At 42.9% G+C, this 17,298-nt stretch carries 21 protein-coding genes; 19 read left to right on the top strand and 2 right to left on the bottom strand.

Annotated features, from left to right (window positions below):
• Window positions 1–45: 45 nt before the first annotated feature.
• Window positions 46–651 (bottom strand): rhomboid family intramembrane serine protease, encoded by a 606-nt coding sequence (locus AC0VYC_RS02590; protein WP_007496491.1) that lies wholly within the window; start codon window positions 649–651, stop codon window positions 46–48.
• 94 nt (window positions 652–745) lie between these two features.
• Between AC0VYC_RS02590 and acpS the strand changes: the two genes are divergently transcribed.
• The 14 genes from acpS to AC0VYC_RS02660 all read left to right on the top strand — a co-directional run bounded on the left by acpS (window position 746) and on the right by AC0VYC_RS02660 (window position 11,732).
• A complete protein-coding gene (gene acpS, locus AC0VYC_RS02595) occupies window positions 746–1,111 on the top strand; it encodes a holo-ACP synthase (protein ID WP_135010067.1) in 366 nt (121 codons plus the stop codon).
• A 160-nt stretch (window positions 1,112–1,271) separates the two neighbouring features.
• Window positions 1,272–2,288 (top strand): outer membrane lipoprotein-sorting protein, encoded by a 1,017-nt coding sequence (locus AC0VYC_RS02600; RefSeq protein ID WP_007496489.1) that lies wholly within the window; start codon window positions 1,272–1,274, stop codon window positions 2,286–2,288.
• Window positions 2,289–2,416: 128 nt separating this feature from the next.
• A complete protein-coding gene (alr, locus tag AC0VYC_RS02605; RefSeq protein ID WP_475389360.1) occupies window positions 2,417–3,598 on the top strand; it encodes an alanine racemase in 1,182 nt (393 codons plus the stop codon).
• 294 nt (window positions 3,599–3,892) lie between these two features.
• On the top strand, window positions 3,893–4,174 hold the full coding sequence (locus AC0VYC_RS02610; protein ID WP_012008995.1) for a hypothetical protein: 282 nt from the start codon (window positions 3,893–3,895) through the stop codon (window positions 4,172–4,174).
• Window positions 4,175–4,178: 4 nt separating this feature from the next.
• Window positions 4,179–4,529, top strand: a complete 351-nt coding sequence (gene ndoA / locus AC0VYC_RS02615) for a type II toxin-antitoxin system endoribonuclease NdoA (protein ID WP_003214169.1) — start codon at window positions 4,179–4,181, stop codon at window positions 4,527–4,529.
• A gap of 114 nt (window positions 4,530–4,643) precedes the next feature.
• Window positions 4,644–5,474, top strand: coding sequence for an RsbT co-antagonist protein RsbRA (locus AC0VYC_RS02620; RefSeq protein WP_017358395.1), 831 nt, complete (start codon window positions 4,644–4,646; stop codon window positions 5,472–5,474).
• Window positions 5,475–5,478: 4 nt separating this feature from the next.
• Window positions 5,479–5,847, top strand: a complete 369-nt coding sequence (gene rsbS / locus AC0VYC_RS02625) for an RsbT antagonist protein RsbS (RefSeq protein WP_003214235.1) — start codon at window positions 5,479–5,481, stop codon at window positions 5,845–5,847.
• A gap of 2 nt (window positions 5,848–5,849) precedes the next feature.
• Window positions 5,850–6,251, top strand: a complete 402-nt coding sequence (locus AC0VYC_RS02630; protein ID WP_003214085.1) for an anti-sigma regulatory factor — start codon at window positions 5,850–5,852, stop codon at window positions 6,249–6,251.
• A gap of 10 nt (window positions 6,252–6,261) precedes the next feature.
• Window positions 6,262–7,269, top strand: a complete 1,008-nt coding sequence (locus tag AC0VYC_RS02635; RefSeq protein WP_017358394.1) for a PP2C family protein-serine/threonine phosphatase — start codon at window positions 6,262–6,264, stop codon at window positions 7,267–7,269.
• Window positions 7,270–7,328: 59 nt separating this feature from the next.
• Window positions 7,329–7,658, top strand: a complete 330-nt coding sequence (locus tag AC0VYC_RS02640; protein ID WP_017358393.1) for an anti-sigma factor antagonist — start codon at window positions 7,329–7,331, stop codon at window positions 7,656–7,658.
• A complete protein-coding gene (gene rsbW, locus AC0VYC_RS02645) occupies window positions 7,655–8,143 on the top strand; it encodes an anti-sigma B factor RsbW (protein WP_007496471.1) in 489 nt (162 codons plus the stop codon). The genes AC0VYC_RS02640 and rsbW overlap by 4 nt, the downstream gene beginning before the upstream one ends.
• A complete protein-coding gene (sigB, locus tag AC0VYC_RS02650; RefSeq protein WP_012009000.1) occupies window positions 8,109–8,897 on the top strand; it encodes an RNA polymerase sigma factor SigB in 789 nt (262 codons plus the stop codon). The genes rsbW and sigB overlap by 35 nt, the downstream gene beginning before the upstream one ends.
• Window positions 8,897–9,496 (top strand): PP2C family serine/threonine-protein phosphatase, encoded by a 600-nt coding sequence (locus tag AC0VYC_RS02655; protein WP_024719202.1) that lies wholly within the window; start codon window positions 8,897–8,899, stop codon window positions 9,494–9,496. The genes sigB and AC0VYC_RS02655 overlap by 1 nt, the downstream gene beginning before the upstream one ends.
• A 76-nt stretch (window positions 9,497–9,572) precedes the next feature.
• Window positions 9,573–11,732: a Tex family protein gene (locus AC0VYC_RS02660; RefSeq protein WP_445602271.1), complete on the top strand. Its 2,160-nt coding sequence runs from the start codon at window positions 9,573–9,575 to the stop codon at window positions 11,730–11,732.
• Window positions 11,733–11,751: 19 nt separating this feature from the next.
• Here AC0VYC_RS02660 and cmpA read toward each other — a convergent pair whose 3' ends face one another.
• Window positions 11,752–11,886 carry a cortex morphogenetic protein CmpA gene (cmpA, locus tag AC0VYC_RS02665; RefSeq protein ID WP_008346893.1) on the bottom strand — a complete coding sequence of 45 codons (135 nt, stop codon included), beginning with the start codon at window positions 11,884–11,886 and terminating at the stop codon, window positions 11,752–11,754.
• Between the two features lie 99 nt (window positions 11,887–11,985).
• On the opposite strand from cmpA, the gene AC0VYC_RS02670 reads away from it, so the two are divergent.
• From AC0VYC_RS02670 to lpdA, 5 genes are all read left to right on the top strand, one after another.
• The gene (locus AC0VYC_RS02670) at window positions 11,986–12,459 is read left to right on the top strand and encodes a SprT family protein (RefSeq protein ID WP_035704229.1); all 474 of its coding nucleotides are present in this window, start codon (window positions 11,986–11,988) and stop codon (window positions 12,457–12,459) included.
• A gap of 192 nt (window positions 12,460–12,651) precedes the next feature.
• Window positions 12,652–13,629 (top strand): thiamine pyrophosphate-dependent dehydrogenase E1 component subunit alpha, encoded by a 978-nt coding sequence (locus AC0VYC_RS02675; protein ID WP_178896551.1) that lies wholly within the window; start codon window positions 12,652–12,654, stop codon window positions 13,627–13,629.
• A gap of 20 nt (window positions 13,630–13,649) precedes the next feature.
• Window positions 13,650–14,687: an alpha-ketoacid dehydrogenase subunit beta gene (locus AC0VYC_RS02680; RefSeq protein WP_039169866.1), complete on the top strand. Its 1,038-nt coding sequence runs from the start codon at window positions 13,650–13,652 to the stop codon at window positions 14,685–14,687.
• 17 nt (window positions 14,688–14,704) lie between these two features.
• Window positions 14,705–15,835, top strand: coding sequence for a dihydrolipoamide acetyltransferase family protein (locus AC0VYC_RS02685; RefSeq protein ID WP_160758185.1), 1,131 nt, complete (start codon window positions 14,705–14,707; stop codon window positions 15,833–15,835).
• An 18-nt stretch (window positions 15,836–15,853) separates the two neighbouring features.
• Complete coding sequence (gene lpdA, locus AC0VYC_RS02690; RefSeq protein WP_475389366.1) at window positions 15,854–17,233, top strand: dihydrolipoyl dehydrogenase; 1,380 nt, start codon at window positions 15,854–15,856, stop codon at window positions 17,231–17,233.
• Window positions 17,234–17,298 lie beyond the last annotated feature (65 nt).

Below are 17,298 nucleotides of genomic sequence, written 5' to 3' on the forward strand. Positions count from 1 at the left end.
TCGATCAGCTCCCGTTAAACAGAGTGATCGACATTTTTTATGAGCTTAATAGCGTCGTTTTTTTGAATGGAAGAATAGGGTGATCGGTGCTAGGATCATGCCGCCTATCAATCCAAATAAGTGGGCCATGATGTTGATGTTCGAGTTGACGAACGTCATAATGACAGAAACGCCGAGAATCGTTAAGATGACCTGAGAATTACCACGGTCCATCATATGTGGTTTAAATAGGACAAGATAAAGATAGACGCCAAATAAACCAAATATCGCACCAGAAGCCCCGACATGTACGTACTCTAAAGGCTCCACCCAATAGGTTCCGAGATTGCCAATGAATCCAGCACCCAGATAAATCACAAGAAATCGAACCTTTCCAAGCAAATACTCAAGTGCTGGAGCGAATAGGAAGAGCGACATGGAATTGAACAGAATATGTGTCAGACTTCCGTGAAGAAAAATAGGCGTTAAAAGCCGCCACCATTCTCCTGCTGCAACACCATAATTAAAACCAACGAGATGGTCCTGCCCAAGCTGGATCATTGGAATAGGGATTGCAAATAAAAGCCATAGGCCGATTTGCAAAGCAAGGATCGCTGTTACGATGGGATACGATCTAATAAATTGTTGAAAGCTCTCCGTTCGAATAAACATAACAAACCCCTTTTGACTAGATAATGGTAAGTTTATAGTAACACGTTTATGAAGCGAACATCCAAATTAGTACGAGTATCATAGGAGGTACCTCATGATTAAAGGAATCGGTATGGATATTGTAGAGATCGGCCGGCTGTTACGAGTGCTTAGCAGGCAGCCCCGTTTACCAGAAAGAATTTTGACTTTACGTGAACAGGAAGACTTTCGCACACTAAGTGAAAAGAGACAGCTGGAGTTTCTAGCAGGCCGTTTTGCGGCGAAGGAAGCATTCGCAAAAGCATACGGTACGGGAATTGGTCAGTATGTCAGCTTTCACGACATCGAGATACAAAAAGATGCGAACGGAAAACCTCTCATTAAAAGTGAGAAAACAAAAGAAGACTACGTTCATGTATCCATTACACACACAAAAGAATATGCTGCAGCACAAGTTTTAATTGAAAGGTTGTCAAGCTAGTCTGCATATTGTTTGTCCCCCCTTCATATATTGGGTAGTGCGATAAGGAAGGGCGAGTTGCTAACAGGCTTTGATGGTTCGCGGTACGCAGTTAACTCTTGAGGCGTACTGTTAAAGTCAAACAAGCGGTTTCTTCCTTTTAACACAATTAACGAAGGGGTTGAAAAGGGTGAGAAAAAGCTTTGTTTTGCTTGTAACGGGGATCCTTTTTGTACTGATTCTCTCCGCATGCGGTCAAAAATCTCAACAGGATATCGTTGGAGATTTAAACAAAAAGGCAGAGGAAATGACATCATACAAAGCCAAAGCAAAAATGACCATTGAGACAGGAAATGATCCGCAGGAATACCATGTGGAAATTTGGTACAAGAAGCCGGAGCTTTACCGTGTCTACTTAGAAAATCCGAAGAAGGATCAGAGTCAAGTCATTTTAAGAAATGGCAATGGTGTATTTGTGCTGACACCTTCATTAAACAAAAGCTTCCGCTTCCATAGCGATTGGCCGAACAACAGCAGTCAGGTGTATTTATTTGAATCACTTGTGAAAGACATTAAAAATGACAGTGCAGCTCAGTTCAAAGCAAAAGAGTCGAAGTACGTTTTTGAAACAAAAACCAACTATCAGCACAACCAAATGCTGCCGACCCAAGAGATTACCTTTCATAAAAAAACAATGGCGCCTGCCAGTGTGAAAGTACTGGATAGCGATAAAAAGCCAATGGTGAAAGTAGAATTCTCTCACTTTGAATTCAACAAATCCTTTGACAAAGATGCCTTTGATGAGAAGAAAAATATGACACTTTCTCAAATGGATGTTGCCACAAGTGCAGATCCATCTGACAGCTTTGCGGTGAAAACGCCTGTGGATATGCCAGAGGGCGTGAAGAAAATGGAAGAGAAAGAAATGACAACAGATGCCGGGAAGCGTTATGTGATGACGTATGGCGGAAAGAAATCCTTCACACTCATTCAGGAAAAAGCGCGGGTAGCAGAAGCGTCTACGCCTGTGACAATGAACGGCGAGCCAGTCGATCTTGGCATGACAGTGGGTGTTCTGACAGACAAATCTCTTTCTTGGACATCTGATGGAGTTGACTACTTAATTTCTTCAAGTGATTTATCGAAGGAAGAACTCTTAATGGTCGCCAAAAGTGTAGAAGGACAGTCAGCGAAATAGGCGAGATTCTTAACATAACAACAAATCAGCCCTGTGCAGGGGCTGATTTTCTTTGAGTTGTTTCACATTATTCTGGATTTTTAGTATCATATGAGGGGATTGAATCATTCAATAGGGAAGTGTGACGGATGGACACAAACGCCTTTTATAGAGACACATGGGCAGAAATTAATTTATCAGCAATCAAGCATAATGTTTCACATATGAAAGATCATATCGGTCAAAATGTTCAACTAATGGCTGTGGTGAAAGCCAATGCATATGGACATGGAGATATAGAAGTGACAAGAGCTGCTCTCAAAGCAGGAGCAGACGTATTAGCCGTCGCCTTTTTAGATGAAGCCATTTCTTTAAGAAATAAAGGCATCAAAGCACCAATACTGGTACTCGGCGCTGTACCTGCTGAATATGTCAAAGTCGCCGTTCGATACAATGTCATCATGACTGCATACTCCATCGATTGGCTGAGAGACGTCACCAACATGATAAAAGGGCAGATGGGACAGCCTATACGATTTCATTTGAAAATAGACAGCGGAATGAACCGATTAGGTGTGAAAACGATTGAGCAAGTGAACGAAGTGAAAAAACTTGTCAGCGAGCACTCTTATTTACAGCTGGAAGGCGTATTTACTCACTTTGCGACAGCAGATGAAAAGGATGAGACCTACTTTGATCGGCAGGTCGACACCTTTCAAACACTGCTTGAGCCGCTTCATACGGACAAGCTGCTCGTTCATTGCGCCAACAGTGCAGCGGGTCTAAGGTTTAAAGACGTCTTGTTTAATATGGTTCGCTTCGGTATCAGTATGTACGGGCTGTCGCCGTCAGAAGAAATCAAGGATGAACTGCCTTTCAAGCTCGAAGAAGCTATGTCTCTTCATACAAAACTTGCCCATGTGAAGCACATTCAAAAGGGTGAGAGTGTCAGCTACGGAGCAACGTATACAGCCAATCAAGATACGTGGATCGGCACGGTTCCAGTTGGCTATGCAGATGGATGGATCCGGAAGCTGGCAGGAACGGAAGTACTTGTTGGCGGAAAGCGCCGGAAGATCGCCGGAAGGGTTTGTATGGATCAATTCATGGTTGAACTGAAAGACAAGCTTCCAGTAGGGGAACCGGTCGTTTTAATTGGTAAGCAAGGAGAAGACATGGTACCAGTCGATGAAATCGCTAAAAGACTTGAAACCATTAACTATGAAGTCACGTGCTCGATTGGCCACCGTGTTCCAAGAGTATATATAGAAGACGGCAAAAGAGTGCAAGTGCGGAATCCACTCCTTCAAGGCGGGTCAAGTTTTTTATAAACAACATTCAAAAAGAACGATAGTCAAACTGACCTCGTTCTTTTTTATTCGACAAAAATAGGGTAAACATTCTCCCTTTTTTAGAGATTTTGGAAATACCGTATGATTTTCGGAAAAAAGCGTATAATGGGAAAGAGGAACTCCATTATCATCTTGATTTACGGGTGGCGAGCCGCTTCATGTTCTAATAAGAAATCATGAAAAAACAGCTTTGCTTGTGCATTGAATAATGGTATGATTAGTCTTGGAATGGATCGATACGGTATCCGTAAGTTTTGTGGAGGTGTATGTTTTTTGTCTGAATCCAGCGCAACAAACGAAATGAAGATTCGACTGCCGGAGACTTTGATGTCTGAGATCGAACGAGTAGCAGAGCAGGATAAGGTAACAAGAAATGAATTGATCTACCGAGCGACAAAAACGTATATTCGTGAACGTAATATTCGACAAAATCGTGAATCGATGAGACGCGGCTACATGGAGATGGCGAAAATTAATCTGAATATCTCTTCAGAAGCACAATACGCAGAGTTTGAGGCTGAGAATACAGTTGAGCGATTAGTCAGCGGGGGTTAAACATTTGATTGTTAAACGCGGTGATGTTTACTTTGCTGATTTATCTCCTGTTGTTGGCTCCGAGCAGGGCGGGGTTCGCCCAGTATTGGTGATTCAAAATGACATTGGAAATCGCTTCAGCCCGACTGCTATCGTTGCAGCCATAACAGCCCAAATACAAAAAGCGAAATTACCGACTCACGTCGAAATTAATGCAAAGCGCTACGGCTTTGAACGAGATTCTGTCATTCTTTTGGAACAGATTCGTACGATCGATAAACAAAGATTGACAGATAAAATCACACATCTTGATGATGAGATGATGGAGAAGGTTGATGAAGCCTTACAAGTTAGTTTGGCTCTTATTGATTTTTAATATGGTGATACTTGGTTGCTCTATTGGGAGCAACTTTTTTTGTGTTCAATTTTTTTTAACGTTATAATGAAGAAAGACTAAAGAAGAGCTTTAAATGTAAGTAGGGGGTAAAACATGTCGAATCATATCGTGTTAGCTTTTGCAAGAAAGCACCAAAAGGAATTAGAAACAGAGTGGACGGACATTTTAAAACGACTCGGAGAAAAAGAAACGGACATGATGCTGAACGACAAAATGTATGAAACCATCTGTTCGGAATATGTTCAACTTATCATTACATCTCTTTCAGAGGGGGATCATGAGGATTTTGAAGAAAAAGTGCAAAATTTTGCTTTGAAAATCGTTCAAATGGGTATATCACTTAAGTTACTGGCAAACGGTCTAACGGAAATCCGTACACATTTATATGAAAAAATGAACGATGACAAAGATACAACACAAGAAAGTCATGACCTCATCTGGCAAATCGATCGATTCATCACACCCATCCATAATGAGATTTTAAACCAGTATTCCATCTCATGGGAAAAAACCGTCAGCCTTCAAAAAATTGCGCTGCAGGAACTTTCTGCCCCGCTAATCCCTGTGTTTGAGCACATCACCGTCATGCCACTTGTTGGCACAATTGATACAGATCGTGCGAAAAAAATTATGGAGAACCTGCTTAATGGTGTCGTCAAACATCGCTCACAGGTCGTTTTGATTGATATCACGGGTGTACCTGTCGTAGACACAATGGTGGCCCACCATATTATTCAAGCGTCAGAGGCTGTGAGATTAGTAGGAGCGAAGTGTTTACTTGTCGGTATTCGCCCAGAAATAGCCCAAACGATCGTTAACCTTGGAATTGATTTATCTCAGGTTACAACAAAGAATACCCTTCAAAAAGGAATTCAAACTGCTTTGGAAATGACAAATCGAAAAATTGTTTCATTGGAGGGATAACCAATTGAGAAATCACCCGAAGATTCCAATCTTAAAATTATATAATTGTCTTCTGATTTCAATACAGTGGGAGCTTGATGATCAAACAGCTCTTCACTTTCAAGAAGACTTACTGAATAAAATTCATGAAACAGGAGCAAACGGTGTGGTCATTGACTTAACATCCGTCGATATGATTGATTCATTTATCGCAAAGGTATTAGGCGATGTGATCACCATGTCCAAGCTCATGGGGGCAAAAGTTGTATTAACAGGAATACAGCCGGCAGTCGCTGTGACGCTTATTGAACTTGGCATTTCACTGGAAGAAATTCAGACAGCACTAGATCTTGAACAAGGGCTTGAGACACTGAAGCGGGAATTGGGGGAATAGATATGAAAGACCAATCCTGTGTAAAAATATTGACGGAATGGGACATAGTCGCAGCAAGACAATTGGGGCGGAATGTTGCAAAAGAACTTGGTTTTGGAACAGTTGACCAAGCAAGAATTACGACGGCCATTTCAGAATTAGCTCGTAACATCTATTTATACGCTGGTAAAGGTCAGATTTGTATAGAAGAAGTAATGGAGCGCGGAAAGCGTGGACTCAAAGTCATCGCAGCCGATGAGGGGCCTGGCATCATGGATATACGTAAAGTAATGGAAGACGGATTTTCTACATCAGGCGGACTCGGAGCAGGCTTGCCGGGCGTCAGAAGACTGATGGATGAATTTAAATTAGATTCCGCACCAGAACAAGGAACTGAGATACAAGCTGTCAAGTGGCTTCGCTAGGAGGGAAACCATGGATTTTAAGGAGGTAATGGAGCAGCGGTACCATCAGCTGCTCAGTCGTTATATCAGTGATTTAACTGAAACATCGCTTTATCAAGCTCAAAAATTTAGCCGTAAAACCATTGAGCATCAAATACCTCCTGAAGAAATAGTGAGTGTTCACCGAAAAGTGATTCAGGAGCTTTACCCTGATTTGCCGGAAGATGTCTTTCATTCACTAGACTTCTTAATTGAAGTCATGATTGGATACGGACTTGCCTACCAGGAGCATTTAACACTAAGAGGCATCCAGCAAGAAATTAAGTCGGAAATTGAAATTGCTGCAAATGTTCAGCAAACCCTTCTGGAAACGAAAATTCCAGAAGGAGACACATTTGATATCGGAGCCATCAGTGTGCCGGCAAAACAGATGAGCGGGGATTATTACCATTTCGTAACAGATCACGATACAATCAATATCGCGATTGCAGACGTCATTGGGAAAGGCATTCCAGCTGCGCTCTGTATGTCGATGATTAAGTATGCGATGGACTCCTTGCCAGAGTCAGGAAGCGGCCCAACGAAAGTGCTCAAAACCCTTAATCGTGTGGTCGAGCAAAACGTAGACCCAAGCATGTTTATCACCATGTTTTATGGCAGCTATAATAAAGAAACACATGAATTTAAGTACGCATCGGCTGGACATGAGCCGGGCTTTTTCTATTGCAAAAAAGAGAATCAATTTTACGATTTAGATGCGAAGGGTCTTGTGCTTGGAATTGCACCAGATTTTGATTATAAGCAGTATGAGAAGCATTTGGACGTAGGGGATATGGTGATCTTATTCTCTGATGGTGTCACAGAATCCAAATCGGAGGATGGCTTCCTAGAGCGTGAGGATATCAAAGCCCTGATATCTGAGAACCTATCCTATTCAGCTCAGGAAATGGTGGATTCCATCTATGACAGCTTACTCAAGCTGCAAGAATTTCAGCTGCATGATGATTTTACGTTACTTGTCCTCAAAAGGAAGGTTTAGAAAGTGCATAGACGGGTATATAAAATTCAAGGAAACAAGAATTTCGAGGTGAATGCATAATGAATATGTCTGTAAAAGAGCATCAAATAGATCAAAAAACGAAAATTAGTGTTAGTGGAGAAATCGATGTGTACTCTGCTCCTCAGCTAAGAGAAACACTCATGCCTAAAGCCGAGGCGGGCGAGCATCTAGAGATCTGTTTGAAGGATGTTACGTATATGGATAGTACAGGATTAGGTGTATTTGTTGGGTTGTTTAAAGCAGCTCAAAAAGCAGGTGGAACACTAAAGCTTGAGAACTTGTCAGAGCGGCTTGTAAGGTTGTTTGAAATTACTGGATTAAAGGACATCATTGACATTTCTGCAAAGTCAGAGGGTGGGGTACAATGAACGAATCAGTAGATCTAATCGAGATGAAAATACCGGCGAAACCAGAATACGTAGGCATCATTCGTCTGACTCTTTCAGGCGTTGCAAGCCGGATGGGCTATGCCTACGAAGAGATTGAGGACTTGAAAATTGCCGTCAGTGAGGCATGTACAAATGCAGTTCAGCATGCCTATAAAGGTGCAGATGGCGAAGATGGAGAGGTAGCGGTTCGCTTTCTTGTCTATGAAGATCGTCTAGAAATCATTGTCGCTGATAAAGGCGGTAGCTTTGACTTTAAGCAAAAGCAGGAAGACCTAGGGCCGTACACATCTGCTCATACGGTGGATCAATTGGCAGAAGGAGGTCTTGGTTTATACTTAATGCAAACATTGATGGATGAAGTCGAGGTGCAAGCAAACTCCGGAGTTACCGTGGCGATGACAAAGTTTTTAAACAGGGAGCGAGTTGACCATGACACAACCATCCAAAACTATGAAACTAACTAAAGATGAAGTGGATCGCCTCATTCAAAGCTATCAATCCAACCAAGACGAGCAGGCGCAGCTAACACTAGTTGAGTGTTATACAAATCTTGTGGATATGCTCGCGAAGAAATACTCCAAAGGAAAAAGCTTTCATGAGGATTTAAGACAAGTTGGAATGATTGGTCTACTCGGCGCAATTAAGCGTTATGACCCACTTGTCGGTAAGTCATTTGAGGCATTTGCCATTCCAACCATTATCGGGGAAATCAAACGCTTTTTACGTGATAAAACATGGAGTGTCCATGTACCAAGACGAATTAAAGAGCTTGGACCAAGAATCAAGATGGCAGTTGATCACCTGACAACGGAAACGCAAAAGTCACCTAAAGTACAAGAAATCGCAGAATATCTAGATGTAACAGAAGAAGAAGTTCTTGAAACAATGGAGATGGGCAAAAGCTATCAAGCGCTGTCTGTTGACCAAGGCGTAGAGGCAGATTCTGAAGGAAGCACTGTGACGATTTTAGACGTCGTCGGCTCACAAGAAGAAGGGTACGAACGTGTAAACCAAAAAATGATGCTTGAAAGTGTGCTTCACGTTCTGACAGATAGAGAAAAAGAAATTATCAATCTCACGTATTTGCAAAATAAAAGCCAGAAAGAAACAGGCGATTTACTCGGCATATCTCAAATGCATGTATCAAGGCTGCAGCGGAAGGCAGTTAAAAAGCTACGAGATGCATTGTCAGAAGATGCGTCTATGGAGCTAGGGTAATGAAGCAGATCGAACAGCATGAGCATGTAAACGCCATTATCTATCAATCGAACAAAGAAGGAAAATCATGCTGCGGGGACAGTTTTTTTATTAAAGCAGATGATGAAGAACTAATTTGTGCTGTAGCAGACGGATTAGGCAGCGGCCAGTTCGCCAATGAATCATCTTCTTTAGTCAGCGAAATTGTCGAAGAATATGGACATGAGGATGTAATAACCCTCATTGATAGATGCAATCAGGCCATGAAAAATAAACGCGGGGCCACTGTAGCCATATTAAAGGTGAATTTTTCCCAACAGCAGTTTACCTATTGTTCGGTTGGTAACATTCGTTTTATCTTGAATGCACCTTCTGGCGACTATATTTATCCACTTCCGACATCAGGATATCTATCAGGTAAACCTAGAAAATACAAAACATACACCTATTCCTACGAAAAAGGTTCGACATTCATTATGTATTCAGACGGGCTGAATGTGCCAAACATGCGAATGTGTTTAAAGCATAGCCATTCAGTTGCAGACATCGCAAAAGAACTTGAAACATACACACAAGACAAGAAAGACGATCTCACCTATGTACTTGGTCAGCTTACATGAAATAGCTGACCTTTTTTCTGTTTTGCCGGTTTTTTTGATACACTAAAAGAGAAGACACAGTGAGAGGATGCAAAGTATGAAGACATCTGACTTTTTATTGAAACAAATTGCGACAGAATTAAAGCTTTCAACAAAACAAATTGGAAGTGTGATCCAGCTATTAGAGGATGGCAACACCGTCCCGTTTATTGCACGCTACCGGAAAGAGCAGACAGGCTCACTAGACGAGGTGCAAATTCAAACCATTTCTGAACGCTATACATATATCCAAAATGTGACGAATCGAAAAGAAGAAGTGATTCGCTTAATCGCTGAACAAGACAAATTAACAGATGAATTAAAACAGAAGATCGAACAGGCGCATAAGTTGCAAGAGGTCGAAGATTTATATCGACCATTTAAACAAAAACGAAAAACGAAGGCAAATGTAGCCAAAGCAAAAGGACTTGAGCCGCTTGCGGAGTATTTACTGAAGCTGCCAAACGATGAGATCGAAAAGAAAGCATCGGCTTTTATTAATGAAGAAAAAGAAGTCACAACCGCAGAAGAAGCACTAGAGGGCGCCCAGCACATCATTGCTGAACAGCTTGCGGATGATCCTGATATGCGGAAATGGATTCGCAGTGAGACGTACCAAAAGGGAAGTCTTGTCACATCAGGAAAAGACGTTGAAAACGACGAGAAAAACGTCTATGAAATGTATTACGACTATCAAGAGCCGATTAAAAAAATTGTGCCTCATCGTGTACTTGCGGTCAACCGAGGCGAGAAAGAAGGGATTTTGAAAGCAACCATCGAACCACCTGCTGAAAATATTCGTTTCTACCTCGATAAACAAGTCTTAAAAGGCAAGCAAACGACGGCGAGGCCTTACATTGAAGCGGCCATTGATGATGCATACAAGCGCTTGATTCAGCCTTCAATTGAACGGGAAATACGAAAAGAGCTGACAGAAAAAGCAGAGGAACAAGCCATTCATATTTTCGCTGAAAACTTAAGAAAGCTCCTACTTCAACCGCCGATGAAAGGGAAACGTGTACTTGGGGTAGACCCTGCGTTTCGTACAGGCTGTAAATTAGCCGTCGTGGATGATACAGGAAAAGTCCATCATATTGGCGTCATTTATCCGCACCCGCCTGTGCAGAAAAAAGCGGAAGCCAAACAAAAAGTGAAAGAAATCATTCAATCATCCAACATTGAAGTCATTGCGATCGGAAACGGAACAGCCTCAAGAGAGACCGAACAATTCATCGCAGACTTGATCCAAGAGCTGGACCAGCCAGTTTCATATTTGATCGTGAATGAAGCAGGGGCAAGTGTATACTCTGCATCTGCACTGGCAAGAGAAGAGTTTCCAGACTTGCAAGTGGAAGAAAGAAGTGCCATTTCCATCGCTAGAAGGTTGCAGGACCCATTAGCAGAGCTCGTGAAAATAGATCCGAAGTCTGTCGGAGTAGGCCAATACCAACATGACGTGAGCCAAAAGCAATTAAACAGCTCGTTAACCTTCGTGGTGGAGACGGTCGTCAACCAAGTCGGTGTGAACGTTAATACAGCTTCACAGGCACTGCTACAATATGTGTCAGGTCTTTCAAAAGCCGTCGCAGGAAACATCGTCAAGCGCCGCGAAGAGATTGGCAGATTCACAAGCAGAAAAGAGCTGAAGGATATCCCAAGGCTTGGTGCAAAGACTTATGAGCAGTGTATCGGCTTCCTGCGCATCACAGATGGACAAGATCCACTTGACCGCACAGGTATTCACCCTGAAAGCTATAAAGAAACAAAACAGTTTTTACGCATGATTAAGATGACGCCAGACGATCTTGGTACAGAGCAGCTAAAAGAGAAAATCGCAGAGGTCAAGCTAGACGAAGCCGCACAGCAGCTTGACATTGGTCCAATTACACTCCAGGATATCATTGATCAGCTCACAAGACCTGAGCGTGATCCGCGCGATGAAGTACCAAAACCTCTTTTGAAAACAGATGTGTTGAAATTGGAGGACTTGAAGCAAGGGATGGAGCTACAAGGAACGGTGAGAAACGTCGTAGACTTCGGCGCATTCGTTGATATTGGCGTAAAACAGGATGGACTTGTCCACATTTCCAAGCTAAGCAATCGCTTTGTGAAACATCCGCTCGACGTTGTATCAGTCGGTGATATTGTGACCGTTTGGGTAGACACCGTTGACCAGGCAAAAGGTCGGGTGGCTCTTTCGATGCTAAAACCAGAGTAAACAAAAAACGAGGCGCACCTTAGGATGGGGTGTGCCTTGATGTGACTGAATGTTTTTTTCTATAGAAGTACCAGCATTGATTAAGCAATTTGATTTGATAATGATTTTTCTCATAAAATGCTTTCTGCATCTGATTTTTCAGCCAGTTGGGCATCGCCCATTCCTCCTTTGATCAAAACAGTGGGTGTACCTTCAATGTATGCAAAGAGGAAATTGTCCCGTTCGAGGTTTTTATAGAAAGGAACGATCTTGATTGAACGAGAGAGAGTTACAGCAGTTAACAGAAGACATTTCAGAGCAGTTCTTTGGTAAGGCGTTTCGCCATCAGGCTGTTTTCAATCCCCGTTTAAAAACGACAGGCGGGAGATATTTACTTGGAACACACAATATCGAATTGAACCGCCGATACCTAGAAGAACATGGACGAGAAGAATTAATCGGAATCATCAAGCATGAGCTGTGTCATTATCATCTGCATCTTGAGGGAAAAGGCTATCAGCATCGTGACCGTTCTTTTAAAGAGTTATTAAAACAAGTAGGAGCCCCGCGTTTTTGTACAGCGCTAAAGACCGTACAAAATAAACGACGTGGACAGAAGCGACAAGAATATGTTTGCACAGGATGCGGTCAGTATTTTATCAGGAAAAGGCGAGTTGATACCTCTCGTTATGTGTGCGGCGTCTGCAAAGGAAAATTAAAATGGCAGCGTACAATCGGTTCAGAGTGATATGCATTCCTTTATGGGGTGCTTTTTTTGTGAGATGAAGTAGACATATTGAGACAAATAGAGACGCGAGTCTCATTTTGTCTCTTTTTTGATCGATGGGAATCGCTCAAATCCTAAGCTTTCAAGCGCCATGATGTTGGCACGCTTTTTGCTTGTATAGAAGTGCAAGCAAAAAAGATAGGAGGTTTTATCATGGAAATGGCACTTACAAAAGAAAAAGCCGTTTGGATGTATCAAAAAATGCAGGAGATTCGCCAATTTGAAGATCAAGTACACATGCTTTTTACAAAAGGGATCCTGCCAGGTTTTGTCCATCTTTATGCTGGTGAAGAAGCTGTTGCTGTAGGAGTCTGCGCTCACCTGAATGAACAAGACAGTATTACAAGTACACACCGTGGCCACGGTCATTGTATCGCCAAGGGCTGTGATCTAAAAGGAATGATGGCAGAAATCTATGGAAAAGCCACAGGTCTTTGTAAAGGTAAAGGTGGATCTATGCACATTGCAGATTTTGATAAAGGAATGCTCGGTGCCAACGGGATTGTTGGAGGCGGCTTTCCACTTGCGTGCGGGGCAGCCCTCACGGCTAAATATAAAAAGAAAGACAATGTAAGCGTTTGCTTTTTTGGGGATGGTGCTAACAATCAAGGGACTTTTCACGAAGGAATCAATCTCGCTGCCATCTGGAAACTGCCAGTCATTTTCATCGCAGAAAACAATGGTTACGGGGAAGCGACGCCATTTTCGTATGCTTCAAGCTGCAAATCGATTGTGGATCGAGCCGCCAGTTATGGTATTCCGGGTATTCAAGTGGATGGAAAAGATGTGACAGCCGTTTATCAAGCAGCAGAACAAGCGATAGAACGAGCAAAAAATGGAGAAGGTCCGACATTGATTGAATGCATGACATATCGGAATTATGGTCATTTTGAAGGAGACGCTCAGCGCTACAAAACCAATCAAGAAAAAACCGAACATCAAGAAGAGAAAGATGCCATCACTCTTTTTAAAAATGAATTATTAAAGCAGCAGCTGCTAACAGATCAAGAAATATCAAGTATTGAAGCGTCTGTAGCAGAAGCGATAGAGGAAGCCGTTAGATTTAGTGAGGAAAGTGAATATCCAGATCAATCCGAATTATTGACCGACGTATATGTTTCGTATCAATAAATCTGAAAGGAGAGAGGGAAATGACAAGAGAAATCAGCATGTCTAGTGCTTTGAATGAAGCGATTAAACTGGCAATGAGAAGAGATGGAGATGTCATTTTAATGGGGGAAGATGTTGCGGGAGGTGCTCATGTAGATCACTTACAGGATGATGAAGCATGGGGCGGTGTTCTTGGTGTAACAAAAGGGATTGTTCAGGAATTTGGGCGTGAACGTGTCCTTGATACACCGATTAGTGAAGCTGGCTATATAGGTGCGGCCATGGCTGCTGCTTCAACAGGGCTAAGACCAATTGCGGAGCTTATGTTTAATGATTTTATCGGTACTTGTTTGGACCAAGTGCTGAACCAAGGCGCAAAATTTCGATACATGTTTGGCGGAAAAGCAGAGGTGCCAATCACGATTAGAACGACCCATGGGGCGGGTTTTAGAGCAGCTGCCCAGCATTCACAAAGTTTGTATGCGCTATTTACAAGCATCCCTGGTTTGAAAGTAGTTGTACCTTCTTCACCATATGATGCCAAAGGGCTGCTGCTGGCAGCCATCGAGGATCAGGACCCTGTCATCTTTTTTGAAGACAAGACGCTTTACAATATCACAGGAGATGTGCCGGAGAGGTATTACACATTGCCGCTTGGTCAAGCAGATGTGAAGAGGGAAGGTTCTGATGTAACCATCTTTGCAGTGGGCAAACAAGTGTATACAGCACTCGAAGCGGCAGAGCAATTGTCTGCTCAAGGTATTGAAGCGGAAGTAATTGATCCAAGAAGCTTGTCGCCGCTCGATGAGGAGGCCATTCTGACTTCAGTAGAAAAAACAAATCGACTTGTCATTGTCGATGAAGCAAATCCAAGATGCGGAATTGCCGCAGATATCTCTTCTTTGATTGCAGATAAAGGATTTGATTTACTGGACGCACCAATCAAAAAAGTGACGGCTCCTCATACACCGGTACCATTTTCACCACCTCTTGAAGATATTTATCTGCCAACACCTGATAAAGTTGTGAACACCGTATTAGAGATGATTGGCAAGAGTCATGACAAGATCTTGAACTAGAGAAAGGAGAGAGGGAGATGGCTGTCGAAGTTGTGATGCCTAAATTGGGCATGTCGATGAAAGAAGGAACGGTATCTGTCTGGAATAAAGAGGTCGGTGAGACCGTAAGTAAAGGAGAAAGCATTGCAAGCATCAACTCCGAAAAAATTGAAATGGAGATCGAATCACCTGCTGAAGGAACCATTTTGGATATAAAAGTGTCTGAGGGAGAAGGTGTACCGCCCGGCACGGTCATCTGCTATATCGGTGAAGGAAATGAACAGGTGGAGAGAAAGAAAGAAAAAGAAATCCAGTCAAAACCAAAGAAAGAGAGAAAGAAAATCTCCCCTGTTGCCCGTAAAATGGCGAATAGCGCAAATCTAGACATTGATACGCTAGTGGGGACAGGACCAGGTGGAAGAATTACGAAAGAGGATGTGCTTCGTGCACTTCCTGAACGGAAAGAGAAGAAACAAAACGAGACAGTGCAACAGCCTATTAACATGATGCGGAAAACAATTGCCTCAAGAATGATGGAAAGCCTGCAAACAAGTGCACAATTAACCATTACGATGAAAGCGGACGTGACAAAACTGACAAACCTACAACAACAGCTGAATGAAACAGCCATCGCACGTTACGAGACAAAGTTGACCATCACCGATTTTGTAGCCAAAGCAGCGATCCTATCGTTGTTAGAACATCCTGCGATGAACAGTCAATATCATAACGGAGTTGTCGAAACCTTTGAGAATGTTCATCTTGGGATTGCTGCTGCGTTAGATAACGGATTGGCTGTACCGGTCATTCAGCATGCGGAGCGGTTAACGCTGATAGAGCTGGCGAAGGGCATTAAATTGTATGGTAAAAAAGCACGTGAAGGAAAGCTTCTACATGACGAAATCAAAGGTTCTACCTTTACCATCACCAATCTTGGAGCGTATGGTGTAGAGCATTTCACACCAATTTTGAATCCGCCGGAAGCAGGGATCCTTGGTGTCGGAACAATGTATGACACCCCTGTTTATCGAGAAGATGAATTGTGCAAAGGGACCATCCTACCACTCAGTCTTACGTTTGATCACCGCGTGCTGGACGGGGCGCCTGCCTCTGCATTTTTATCAACGGTCAAAGCACACTTAGAAGAACCAATATCCATTCTTTTATAGGAAGAAGGTGAATGTACCATGACACTGGTCATTATAGGAGGCGGACCAGCAGGTTATGTGGCGGCCATAACAGCCGCCCGTTTTGGCAGAGAGGTTGTGTTAATTGATCAAGGTCAGCTGGGAGGTACCTGCCTCAATGAAGGCTGTATCCCAACCAAAGCACTTTTGCAAAGCGCCGATATGTATGAGCATGTGAAATCGGCTGGACATTTTGGCATTGAGCTTCCAGAACATGAGCCTATCATTCAATGGAATGCTGTCCAAAAGCGGAAACAGTCTGTCGTCAAGCAGCTCACTGATGGTGTTCGTTACTTGATGAATAAAAACAAAATTACCGTGGTAAATGGGAAGGCTTCATTTCTATCAGCACATGAGCTAATCATAGAAAGTGAAGGGAAGTCTGAAATCATTCAAGCAAAACAAATCATTATTGCAACAGGGGCTGTGCCTGCGGCTTTACCGTTTGCACCTTTTGATGGCGAATGGATCATTCACAGCAAGGACGCCATGTCACTTTCTTCGATCCCAGATTCACTTTGTATCATTGGGGGCGGGGTGATTGGCTGTGAGTTTGCGAGCATCTTTAGCAGAATGGGATCAAAGGTTGTCATGGTTGAACGGGCAGTGCACATTTTACCAGAAGAAGATCGTGATACAGCACAATGTCTTCACGAGCAGCTCGAAGAAACGGGTGTAAACATTTTGACGTCCGCCGCAGTCAAACAGCTTGATTCCTCTTCAAGAAAAGTAGTGGTGGAGAATAATCAAGGAGAGCGGTGTGACATCCAGTCGGATCTTTGCTTAGTGGCGATTGGCAGAACTCCGCAACTTGGAGAGTTGAATCTTGATCAGATTGGAATTGAATTTGATAGAAACGGAATCTACGTCAATGAACATATGCAAACCAATCTCACGCATATTTATGCGTGCGGTGATGTGACAGGTGGTGTTCAGCTTGCTCATACTGCCTTTCATGAAGGGACGGTTGCGGCTTCCCATGCATCAGGTGAACATCTAAAGGTCAATGAACAAGTGATTCCGAGGTGCATCTACACCTCTCCAGAAATCGCGAGTGTTGGTTTAAGTGAAGAGAGTGCTAGAAAACAATATGAGGAGATTCGGATCGGGACATCTGCATTTTCTGCAAATGGAAAAGCATTAATCTTAAATCAACCAGCCGGTCACGTAAAGGTCATTGTAGAGCCGCAATATCAAGAAATATTAGGCGTTTCAATCATTGGACCGAATGCAACAGAAATGATTGGACAAGCGGCGGTGATGATGCATGCAGAGTTGACCGCTGATACATTAGAGCAGTTTATTGCGGCACATCCGACACTTTCAGAGGCAATACACGAAGCCGTTCTGCAAACCATTGGAAGAGCGGTGCACTGCTGAAAAAGACTCCTTTTCTATCCAATTGACTTCTTGGGTTAGCCAATGATAATTGAAAGCGCTTTTAT

The organism is Bacillus sp. iso_77 (genome assembly GCF_056173625.1).